This window comes from Xanthobacter sp. BG11Y11_SDJG, from assembly GCF_057364445.1.
The window spans coordinates 1-10,024 of the sequence record NZ_JBNFNU010000137.1 but is presented as its reverse complement, the minus strand read 5'-3'; the positions used below and the strand labels follow the sequence as shown (position 1 = coordinate 10,024).

At 69.7% G+C, this 10,024-nt stretch carries 9 protein-coding genes and 1 pseudogene; 5 read left to right on the top strand and 5 right to left on the bottom strand.

Annotation, left to right across the window (positions count from 1 at the left end; all coding sequences use genetic code 11):
• Nucleotides 1-6: 6 nt before the first annotated feature.
• Nucleotides 7-726 carry an oxidoreductase gene (locus tag AC2W7M_RS12845; RefSeq protein WP_486132683.1) on the top strand — a complete coding sequence of 240 codons (720 nt, stop codon included), beginning with the start codon at nucleotides 7-9 and terminating at the stop codon, nucleotides 724-726.
• 247 nt (nucleotides 727-973) lie between these two features.
• Here AC2W7M_RS12845 and AC2W7M_RS12840 read toward each other — a convergent pair whose 3' ends face one another.
• Both AC2W7M_RS12840 and AC2W7M_RS12835 read right to left on the bottom strand, forming a co-directional pair.
• Nucleotides 974-2,932: a TRAP transporter permease gene (locus AC2W7M_RS12840; RefSeq protein ID WP_281805209.1), complete on the bottom strand. Its 1,959-nt coding sequence runs from the start codon at nucleotides 2,930-2,932 to the stop codon at nucleotides 974-976.
• A 32-nt stretch (nucleotides 2,933-2,964) separates the two neighbouring features.
• Complete coding sequence (locus AC2W7M_RS12835; RefSeq protein ID WP_486132682.1) at nucleotides 2,965-4,023, bottom strand: TAXI family TRAP transporter solute-binding subunit; 1,059 nt, start codon at nucleotides 4,021-4,023, stop codon at nucleotides 2,965-2,967.
• 179 nt (nucleotides 4,024-4,202) lie between these two features.
• Here AC2W7M_RS12835 and AC2W7M_RS12830 point away from each other — a divergent pair, with 179 nt between their 5' ends.
• From AC2W7M_RS12830 to AC2W7M_RS12815, 4 genes and pseudogenes are all read left to right on the top strand, one after another.
• Nucleotides 4,203-4,985, top strand: a complete 783-nt coding sequence (locus tag AC2W7M_RS12830; RefSeq protein ID WP_281806378.1) for an enoyl-CoA hydratase/isomerase family protein — start codon at nucleotides 4,203-4,205, stop codon at nucleotides 4,983-4,985.
• Between the two features lie 127 nt (nucleotides 4,986-5,112).
• The gene (locus tag AC2W7M_RS12825) at nucleotides 5,113-5,910 is read left to right on the top strand and encodes an IclR family transcriptional regulator (protein ID WP_281805205.1); all 798 of its coding nucleotides are present in this window, start codon (nucleotides 5,113-5,115) and stop codon (nucleotides 5,908-5,910) included.
• 7 nt (nucleotides 5,911-5,917) lie between these two features.
• Entirely contained in the window at nucleotides 5,918-6,823 is a 906-nt protein-coding gene (locus AC2W7M_RS12820) for an IclR family transcriptional regulator (protein ID WP_281805203.1), read from the top strand.
• Nucleotides 6,813-7,483 (top strand): annotated as a pseudogene (locus AC2W7M_RS12815) (enoyl-CoA hydratase-related protein); the annotation flags it as partial. The gene AC2W7M_RS12820 and the pseudogene AC2W7M_RS12815, both read left to right, overlap by 11 nt.
• 136 nt (nucleotides 7,484-7,619) lie before the next feature.
• Here the strand turns inward: AC2W7M_RS12815 and AC2W7M_RS12810 are convergent.
• The 3 genes from AC2W7M_RS12810 to AC2W7M_RS12800 form a co-directional block, all read right to left on the bottom strand.
• Nucleotides 7,620-8,384 (bottom strand): CoA-transferase subunit beta, encoded by a 765-nt coding sequence (locus tag AC2W7M_RS12810; RefSeq protein WP_281805198.1) that lies wholly within the window; start codon nucleotides 8,382-8,384, stop codon nucleotides 7,620-7,622.
• Complete coding sequence (locus AC2W7M_RS12805; RefSeq protein ID WP_486132681.1) at nucleotides 8,326-9,321, bottom strand: CoA transferase subunit A; 996 nt, start codon at nucleotides 9,319-9,321, stop codon at nucleotides 8,326-8,328. Before AC2W7M_RS12805 ends, AC2W7M_RS12810 begins: the two co-directional genes overlap by 59 nt.
• Nucleotides 9,318-10,024 (bottom strand): acetate--CoA ligase family protein (locus tag AC2W7M_RS12800; RefSeq protein WP_486132680.1); only part of this gene is annotated, 707 nt, incomplete at its 5' end. The genes AC2W7M_RS12805 and AC2W7M_RS12800, both read right to left, overlap by 4 nt.

Here is a 10,024-nt window from a genome sequence, read left to right as displayed (position 1 = left end):
CGACCGATGCCGCCCGCGGCTCCCCGGCGGCCATGTTCCGCGCGCATGGCGCCATCCGACATGGCCCCGCTCGTGGCCGCCTACGCGGCTGCGGCCCGGCGCGCCGATACGGCGGGCGTGGACCTCATCGAGATCCACATGGCCCACGGCTATCTCCTCCACAGCTTCCTGTCGCCCCTCTCCAACACCCGCGCCGACGCGTACGGCGGGGCGATCGAGGGGCGCATGCGATTTCCTCTCGAAGTGGTGGAGGGCGTGCGGGCGGCCTGGCCGGCGCACAAGCCGCTCGCCTGCCGAATCTCGTCGGTGGACGGGATCGGCATCGGCTGGTCGCTGGAGGATTCCCAGGTGCTGGTGAAGGCGTTGATCGCCGCCGGCGTCGACCTGGTGGACTGCTCCTCGGGCGGCATGATCCTGCCGAGCGGCCAGATGATGGTGCCCCGCGGCCCAGGCTTCCAGGTGCCGTTCGCGAGCCAGCTCAGGCGGGCGACCGGCGCCTGCGTGATCGCGGTCGGCGGCATCGCCGATGCGGCCGAGGCCGAGGCGGTTCTGACGCGCGAGGATGCGGACCTCGTCGCCATCGGCCGCGCGATGCTCGCCGATCCGAACTGGGCGCTCCACGCCGCCGCCACGCTTGTTGAGGACGGCGGCTGGGCGCACTGGCCGAAGCCGTTCGGCTGGTGGCTGGAGCGCCGCGCCCGCGCCGCGCGCCGGTACAAGGCTTAGGTCCCGCCGGCGCTCGCGCCATTGCCGCCTTGTCGACCGGGATATGTTCCGGTGCGGCGGCGTGCTGATCTTCCTGAAAACCACGACGGCCATCGCGAAGCGCCGGACGCCTCGCCGGGCGCCCGCGCGCGGCGGCGCGTCTTTTGTGGCCCGAAACAGCTTGCGCCCGGATCGCGGGACGATCCGGGCGCAAGGATTTCGATCGACGGTGCGGGGGGCCAGGGCCGCGGCGCAGGCGCGGCCGAAGCTAAAGCTTCAGATCCGCGGGCTGCCGCTGTGCGGCGCCGGCCGATCGCGGCTCGCGAAAGTGGCTCACCCCTGCCAGCGCCGCGATCATGATCAGGCCGACGATGTCGCTCCAGGCCGCCGGATAGAACAGCAGCGCCGCCGCGCCATAGACGAAGATCCGCAGCGGCCAGTTGAGCGGGCCGAAGAAGTAGCCCGTGGAGGCCGCCGTGATGGCGATGATCGCGATGGAGGTGATGCCCGTGTCATAGGCGATCTGCAGCCACGAGCCCTCCATCAGCACCCCGGTGCGGAAGATGAAGAGGAACGGGATCAGGTAGAGCCCGATGGCCAGCACCACCGCATGCCCGCCCACCTTCCAGAAGTTCACTTTCGCTATCGAAGCAGCCGCGAACACGCTCGCGCAGACCGGCGGCGTGATGGCGGACAGGATCGCGAAATAGAAGATGAACAGGTGGGCGTTGAGCGGGGCGACGCCGAGCTTGATGACGATGGGCGCCGCCACCGCCGCCGCCAGGATGTAGGAGGCGGTGGTGGGCACGTCCATGCCGAGAAGGATGGCGAGCACCGCGGTGAGGATCAGCACGAAGACGAGGTTCTCGCCCGACAGCGACAGGATGAGGCTCGACACCTTCACACCCACCCCGGTGGCGGTGAGCACCTTCACCACAATCGCCGCGCAGGCGAGCAGCACCGCGATCATAGCGATGGCCCGGCCGGCGTCGTAGAGGCCTTCCAGCACCTGGCCCAGATACTCGCTGTAGGTGGCGCCGAGCTCATGAGCGCGGCCCTCGGCCAAGCATTTCGCGCCGCGCAGGATCACTTGGGTGACGACCAGCATCGCCACCGCCGTCGCGCCCGCGAGGGTGGGGGTGAGGTCCATGGCGAGCATGCCGATGAGGACGCCAACCGGCAGATACATGGGCAAGGCGGTGTAGGGGTCGAGCAGCTCGCGCGCCGACGGCATCTCCGAGCGGTCGAGCGGGCGGATGTTCATCTTGCGCGCGCGGAATCCGACGCTGAACCAGATGGTGAGGAAGTAGAGGATGGCCGGGATGAGGGCGGCGCCGACCACGCTGGAATAGGGAATGTCCAGCATCTCCGCCATGATGAAGGCGCCCGCCCCCATCACCGGCGGCATGATCTGCCCGCCCGCCGACGCCACCGCCTCGATGGCGGCGGCGTAGCTCTTGGTGTAGCCCGCCCGGTGCATGGTGGGGATGGTGATGGGGCCGAGCGCCATCACGTTCGCCACCGCCGATCCGGTCACCGTCCCGAACAGGGCGGAGGAGGCGGTGCACACCTTCGCCTGGCCGCCCCAGCTGCGGCCGGCGATCAGGGTGGCGAGCTTGATGAAGATCTCCGTCGCCCCAGTGCTGAGCAGCAGCGCGCCGAAGATGATGAACACCGCGATCACCCGGGTGCCCATGTCGACCATGTAGCCGAAGATGGTCTCGGTGGAGGCGTAGGTGGTCTCGATCAGCGTCAGGGTGGAGACGCGCGGCGGCTGCCACGGCCCGCTCACATAGGCGCTGCCCAGATAGAAATAGAGTAGCCCGGTGAGCGCGAGCAGCGGCAGGAACCAGCCGATGGTCCTGCGCGCCGCCTCCAGCACCAGGGCCAGCGCGATGAAGCCGAGCGCGAGGTCGAGCGTGCTCAACTCGCCCATGAAGTCGGACAGGCGCTGGTTGTTGAGCGCCACGTGGAAGCAGACGTAGTAGCCCGCGAGCGCCAGCACGATGTCGAGGATGCGGCGCGCGCCCTTGCTCCCGCCCTCGACGGCCGAGAGCAGGAACACCGACCCGAGCCCGAGCCCGAGGAACAGGCCCCGCTGGACCAGCGGCTCCATCATCCCCGCGAACGAGGTGTAGAGCTGGAACAGCGCGAATCCGATGAGGATGATCCGCAAGGAGAACGCCGTGCTCTTGCCGAGCCAGCTGTCGGTGGTGCCGTCTGCCATCTGAGCGCCTCTGACGTTCGCAGCCGAAGGAATTATTGCGCCGACTTCCAGTGGGCGAGCGCGCCGGGATGGACGGCGATGCCGATCTCGACCGTCTCGAGCAGCGACTTCTTGAAGTCGTAGTCCTTCAGCTGCGGCCACACGCTGATGAGGATCTGCCGGTTCTGGTCGATGGCGTGGGCGATCTTCTTCGCGGTCGCATCGTTCATCAGCGACAAACGCGTGGCATAGACGATCGGCACCGAGGGCGTGGCGAAGGCCGGGTTGTCCTTGATGAAGCCGACCGGGATGGTGACGAAGCTCACGCCCGGGATCTTGGCGAGCACCTTCTCCTGCTGCTCCTTGGTGAAGCCCAGGATGCGCATGTCCACCTTGGTCATCAGCTCGCGCAGAGTCGCGTCGACGCGCGAGGCGGCGGCGTACTTGGAGTAGCCCACGAGCTGGTTGTTGCCGACGCCCTCGATGGCGTCGTTCACGGTGCCGTAGATGTAGCGCGGCTTGATGCCAAGCAGGTTGAAGCTCTGGGTGACGAGCAGCTCGCCGCCGCTGCCGCGAATGCCGGGCGTGAAGTTCTTGCCCGTCAGCCCGTTGAGGTCGGTGATGCCGCTGTCGACGCGCACCGCGATGTTGATGATGGAATCGTCATAGGGGTAGAGCGCCACGAGGTCGGCCACCGGCTTGCCCTCGAACTGGCCGGTGCCGTTCTTCGCCTGCACAAAGACGTCGCCCGCCACGAGGCCGAGGTCGATCTCGCCCCGCGCCAGCCGGCGCACGTTGTCGACGCTGGCCCCGGTCTCCACCACCGTGACCGTGGTGCCCGGATTTCCCTTCTCGATGGCCTGCGCCATGCCCACGGCCACCTGGTAGTGGCTCGACGTGGCGTTGGTGGCGCCGAGCGTGAGCGTCTCCGCCCCGGCCGGCAGCGCCAGCAGCGCCGCGAAGGCGCCGCCCGCAGAAGAGGGGCCGACGCGCCGGCCGCGGCCGCCGCTGGCGGCCCCATGAGAAGCCCCAATAGCGCGAGAGAAAGTGTCCCCCGCATGTCGTTCCTCCAAAGTTTTTCTTGTCGCACGCCGGGTCGCGCCGGCGGTCACGGGATGAACGCCGGCGGCGCGCACGAACGCGCCGGGCCGGGCCCTCATCGTCCCGATACTTATGAACGTGACACAGATCGGAGGAAGGTACAATTACATTTTGAAAATACGTTCCGCACAGTGAGTTTTTGATGTAGCCTGATCGCCGTGCCATCATTCGGCAAGGAACGGAATCGGTGATGCATCCCGACGAGATCGTGCAATTCGAGGCCGCAGACGGCCTCGCCACCATCACCCTGAACCGCCCGGAGCGGCGCAACGCCCTGTCGGTCGCTGCCGCCGAGAGGCTCTTCGACCTGTGGGAGGAGGTAGACCGGCGCCCCGAGATCCGCGCCGTGATCCTCACCGCCGCGCCCTGCGGCACGTTCTGCGCCGGCATGGACCTGAAGGAGGCGAGCAGCATCGGTGCCAAGGGCGGCGACGTACTGCAGATAATTCGCGACCCGTTTCACGAGCGCATGCGCCGCGTGCGCGCGCCTATCATCGCCGCCATGACCGGCCACTTCGCCGCAGGCGGCTTCATGCTCTCGCTCAACGCCGACATCCGCATCGGCGTCGCCGGCACCAGCGGCGGGATCACCGAGGTGAAGCGCGGGCGCGGCTCGCCCTGGGCGGTGCCGCTCCTCTGGCAGATGCCGCAGCCGCTGGTGATGGAGATGGTCCTCACCGGCGAGCCCCAGACGATCGAACGCCTGCACGCCATCGGCTTCGTCAATTATGTGGAGCCGACGGCAGAAGCGGCGCTGGAGCGGGCACGGACGCTGGCGCGCATCATCGTCGCCAACGCTCCGCTCTCGGTGGCGGCGGGCAAGCAGTCGTTGCTCAATGCCATGAGCCTGGGCTGCGACGCCGGCCTTGCCGAGGCCAAGCAGATCTATCGCTCCGTCTATGACAGCCGCGACGCTCAGGAGGGCCCGCGCGCCTTCGCCGAGAAGCGCGCGCCGGTCTGGACCGGGACTTAGAGTGCGATTGGTCGCTCCGGAAGCGCGAGGCGCTTCCACGTGGACTGTGGTTCGCTCTCTAACTTATTGAGAGAGCCGGATTCGGCGTAGGCGAATCCGGCTTGAGGGTGCGAGCGTGGGAAGGATCATGGCGCCATCCAAGGACAAGACCACCGAGGTCGTCTCGCTGGCGCGCGGGCTCGCCATATTGCGGGCTTTCCGCGCCATCGACGCGCCGCTCGGCAACAAGGAGATCGCCGAGCGCACCGGGCTGCCCAAGGCGACCGTGGCGCGGCTCGCCTACACGCTGTGCGCCATGGGCTATCTGCGGCAGGTGGGGCCGCACGCCCAGTACCACCTCGGCGACAAGGTCTCCACGCTCGGCTACACGGTGCTGCGCACGCTCTCGGTGCGCCAGGTGGCCGAGCCGCTGATGCAGGCCATGGCCGACAAGCACGAAATGTCGGTCGCGCTCGGCATCGGCAACGGTCCGGACATGATCTATCTGCATTATTGCTCGGGTCCCGAGACCATCACCATGCGCCTGCATATCGGCGCCCTGGTGCCCATCGCCCAGTCGGCCATGGGGCGGGCCTATATGTGGGCGCTGCCGCCGCCGGCACGCGAGGCCCACATGCAGGCCATCCGCGCCGCGGCTGGCCCCTCCGCCGACGCGATGGAGGATGGCCTGCGCGAGGCCATCGCCGAGGTGGACCGGCGTGGCTTCTCGGTCTCCTTCGGCGACTGGCGCCGGGAGATATATGCGGTGGGCGCGCCGGTGTGGCTCGACCGCGGCGAAACCATCCTGGCGCTCAATTGCGGCACGCGGCGGCGCGATCTCGATCCGGCGCGGTTCCAGGACGAGCTGGGACCGGAGCTGATGGCCATGTCGAGCGAGATCGGCCACCGCATGGATCAACTGGGCGCGAGCTTCTGGGGCGACTGACCTTTCCATGGATGACCAGATCGACGAAAGCACCGCCGAAGACCGGGCCGCCCCGGCCCCGCGCGACATGGTGCGCCGCCGCCGCCAGCGCGGGGTGATCGCGCAGGACCGCGACTTCGTGAACGCGCTGGCGCGCGGGCTCATCGTGCTCGAGGCGTTCGGCACCACCCAGTCGGTCTGGCTCAGCGGCATGGAGGTGGCGGAGAAGGTGGGCCTGCCCAAGCCCACCACGTCGCGTCTGCTCCAGGCGCTGGCCGGCCTCGGCTATCTGCACTATTCGCCACGCCGGCGGCAGTTCCGCATCGGCACGGCGGTGCTGGCGCTGGGATTCGCCGCGCGCGAGCCGTTCAGCCTCGGCGACCTGGTGCGGCCCTACCTGAAGGAGCTGGCGGACACCTTCGCGGTCCATGCCTCCCTCGCCGCGCGCGACCGCCTCGACGTGATCGAGCTCGAGGTGTGCCACTCCCTCAACACGCTCATGACCCTGCGCCTGGAAGTGGGCTCGCGCATCCCGCTGGCAGGCACCGCCACCGGACATGCCCTGATCGCGCCGCTGGCCGAGAACGAGCTCCAGTATCTCCTCGGCCTGCTGCGCGAGCGCCACGCCAAGCGCTGGGACACCCTGCTCGCCAGCATCGAGACCGGGCGGCGCGAGGTGGCCGAGCAGGGCTTCACCACCGCGTCCGCGAGCTGGAACACCGACATCAACGGCGTGGCCGTGCCGCTGGTCTTCCCCGGCGGCTCGCCGGTCTACGCGCTCGCCTGCGGCGCCCCGGCCCGGCACCTGCCTGGCTGGAAGCAGCGCAAGATCGGCCAGCGCCTCGTGCAGATCGCCCGCGAGATCGAGCGCCGCCTGCTGGACGGCAACGTGGCGGCCCATCCCGGTGTCCCGGAGGTTTCCGATGTCCGATGAGGTCCTGCTGGATCGCCGGCCCGACGGCGTCGCGCTCCTGACCCTGAACGATCCCGCGCGGCGCAATCCGCTCTCCGACCGCCACATGCTCGATGCCCTGGTGGCGCGGCTCAGGGAGGTGGAGCAGGACGGCGCCGTCCGCGTCCTGGTGATCACCGGCGCGGGGCCGGTGTTCTCCGCCGGGGGCAACGTGAAGGACATGCGGGCGAAGGCCGGCATGTTCGCGGGGCCGGCGGTGGAGATCGCCGAGGCCTACCTGTCGGGCGTGCAGCAGATCCCGCAGATCATGCAGCGGCTCGACATCCCCACCATTGCCGCGGTGAACGGGCCGGCCATGGGCGCGGGCTGCGACTTGAGCCTCATGTGCGACATGCGCCTCGCCTCGGGCACGGCGCTGTTCGGCGAGGTGTTCGTCAATCTCGGCATCGTCTCCGGAGAGGCGGCGGCTGGTTCCTGGTGCGCCATGTGGGTTACCAGCGGGCGTGCGAGATCAGCTTCCGCGGCCGGCCCATCGATGCCGCGGAGGCGCTGCGCCTCGGCCTGGTGCTCGACGTGGTGCCAGAGGAGGAGCTTCTGCCGCGCGCGCTCGCGCTCGCCGGCGAGATCGCCGCCAAGCCCGCGCCGGCGATCCGCATGACCAAGCGCCTTCTGCGCATGGCGGAGCGCACCCATCTTCAGGACTTCCTCGGCGCCGCCGCCGCCATGCAGGCGGCCGCCCATGGCAGCGCCGAGCACGACGCGGCGCTCGACGCCGCGCTCGCCTGCGCGCCCGCGCCTCCTGAGGCCGGGGCGGCGCTCAGTTCCGCAGCAGGCCGTCGGGGTCCACGATGCCGCGCAGCAGCTCCAGCTCGCGCGCGGTGGGCGCGGGCGTCTCCGGCACCTCGGCCGGCACTTCGAGCGCGAAGCCGGTCTTCGCCGCCACCTCGTCCACCGAGCTCCAGGCATGCACCGACTTCAGGCGCATGCGCAGGGTCTGCGGGTTGAAGTCCATCACCGCCAGCGGCGTGATGCAGAAGCGGGGGCCGCCCTTCAGGCCGGCCGCCTTGACGCTTTTCGGCCCGTCAAGGAAGCCGGGGGAGGTGACGAAGTCCACCTTCTCCACGAAGGTGCGGGGCGAGTGCGCGGTTGTGCAGATGTAAAAGCGCCGCGACATGGCGGCATAGGAGATGTTGGCGGCACCCGGCCCGCGCATCTTCGGCTTGTCGATGGTGCCGCCCACGAAATGCAGGTTGATGTTGCCGTGCGCGTCCACCTGCATGCCGTTGTGGAAGAAGAAGTCGAGGCCGCGATGGGAGTGGCCGAACAGTTCCAGGAACGTCTCCGAGGCCTCGCACGCCCCGAGCGCCCGGTCGTCCAGCATGGAGTTCCACAGCTTTCTGGGCCGCGGATTGACGAACATCTCGCCGGCGATCTGAATGTTCGGCGCATGGGTGAGGCGGGCGAGCAGGATCGCCGCCATGGGAATGGCCGCCGACGCCCCGGCAGCGCCGAGCTCGCCATCCTCAAGGTCGCGGGAGAGATAGACGGCCTGGAGCTCGGCCGGCGCGCAGTCGGTGGTCATAGGGATGCGGCCTCCTCCTCGAGCGCGCGCATTCGGGCGGTGCCGTCGGCGAGAGCGAGATAGTCCTCCTGGCGCGCGGCGCGCGCACGTGAGCCGCGATGTAGTCGGCGAGCCTTTCCCGCGCGCCGTCGGCGCCGCGCCGGGCGGCCTCGGCGAGGTCGGCATAGTGCTCGATATAGGCCTCGTCGATGGAGTAGAGCGGGAAGCTGCCGGTGGGGTGGGCGCCGTAGGGGATCTCCACCACCGCGTCCACATAGATGCAGGGGATGGAGGTCTCGCGCGGGCGCGCGATGATCTCATCCGGCGGGACGATGCGGTCGACGCTCACGATCACCGTCTCGGCGGCGCGGGCGATGAGCTGGTCCGCATAGGTCATGGTGGCGAGGTGGCGCACGTTGCCGTAGGCGTCGGCCTCCTGGGCATGGAGCAAAGCGAGCTTGGGGCGGATGGCGCGGGTGGCGTAGAGCGCTTCGCCGGTGAACGGGCAGGTGATTGGGGCGACGAGCGGATTGTGCTTCGGCACGTCCGAGCCCTTCCAGGCCGCCACTGGCTGGAACGGCACGCCGTTCGCCGCCGCCAGGAGCCCGCCGACGATAGACAGCGCGTCGACGCAGTGGGCGGTGACGGTGCCCGCCTCCACGGCGCCGCGGAAGGCGGGGCACATGCGGTCCTCCAGCGTCACCGCCGGCAGGAACGTCTCCGCCACGCAGCCCGCAGCGATCAGCAGGTCCACGTCGAAGCCGGAGCCGGGCGAGGAGACGAGCTTGAGCTTCTTGCGGCCGAGCCGGATCACCTCGCGCACCAGGGCCAAGGGGCGGCCCTGCTTGAACAAGCCGCCGATGGCGAGGAGGTCCCCGTCGGCGAGTGTGCGCGCGATCAGGGCGCCGGCATCCTTTGCGGCGATGCGCTTCTCGCGCCTCTTGCCCGGCGCGCTCACGACGGCGCGCCCATGCGGAACACGGTGGCGTCGAGGATCCACGCGCCCTCGCCGGCGCGTCCCACGCCCACCGGGTTGAGCTCCAGGCCCGCAAAGTCGTGGCCGAGGCCGGGCGCGAGGTCAGCGACGGCGACCGCAAGGTCGGTCAGCGCCTCCACGTCGAGCGCCGGCCGGCCGCGCGCGCCTTCGAGCAGCGCCGCGATCCGGCAGCTGCGAATCATGGCGGCGATCTCCTGGGGGTCCAGCGGCAGGATGCGCACCGCCACGTCCCGCATGATCTCGGTGTAGATGCCGCCGGCACCGAAGGTGAGGGTGGGGCCGAACTCCGGGTCCAGGCCTAGGCCAAGGATCACCTCCGCCTGGGGCCGCACCGTCTCGGCGAGGAGGAAGCCTTCAAGCGTGAGGGCATGCGTCTTGATGCTGTCCAGCATCGCCGCGATCCTCGCCTTGAGCGCCGCCTCGTCGGGCACCGCCACGGCCACGAGGCCGAGCTCGGACTTGTGGACCACCCCGGCGGCCATGCCTTTCAGCGTCACCGGATAGCCCACCTCGCGGGCGGCGGCGAGGACCGCCGCACCGTCTGCGCCGGGCACGGAACGCTCGCGCGGAAAGGCGAGGCCGCGGGCCTTCAGCAGGTCCTTGCTGGCCGCCTCGCTGAGGGCGACCGGCACGCCGTCGAGGCGCAGCTCCCGGCCCTCGGCCG

What these genes read in the sequence shown, in the direction of transcription:
- AC2W7M_RS12820 (WP_281805203.1), top strand. Translation starts at nt 5,918, where the DNA reads ATGGATGACCAGATCGACGAAAGCACCGCCGAAGACCGGGCCGCCCCG.
- AC2W7M_RS12825 (WP_281805205.1), top strand. Translation starts at nt 5,113, where the DNA reads ATGGCGCCATCCAAGGACAAGACCACCGAGGTCGTCTCGCTGGCGCGC.
- AC2W7M_RS12840 (WP_281805209.1), bottom strand. Translation starts at nt 2,932, where the DNA reads ATGGCAGACGGCACCACCGACAGCTGGCTCGGCAAGAGCACGGCGTTC.
- AC2W7M_RS12810 (WP_281805198.1), bottom strand. Translation starts at nt 8,384, where the DNA reads ATGACCACCGACTGCGCGCCGGCCGAGCTCCAGGCCGTCTATCTCTCC.
- AC2W7M_RS12845 (WP_486132683.1), top strand. Translation starts at nt 7, where the DNA reads ATGCCGCCCGCGGCTCCCCGGCGGCCATGTTCCGCGCGCATGGCGCCA.
- AC2W7M_RS12830 (WP_281806378.1), top strand. Translation starts at nt 4,203, where the DNA reads ATGCATCCCGACGAGATCGTGCAATTCGAGGCCGCAGACGGCCTCGCC.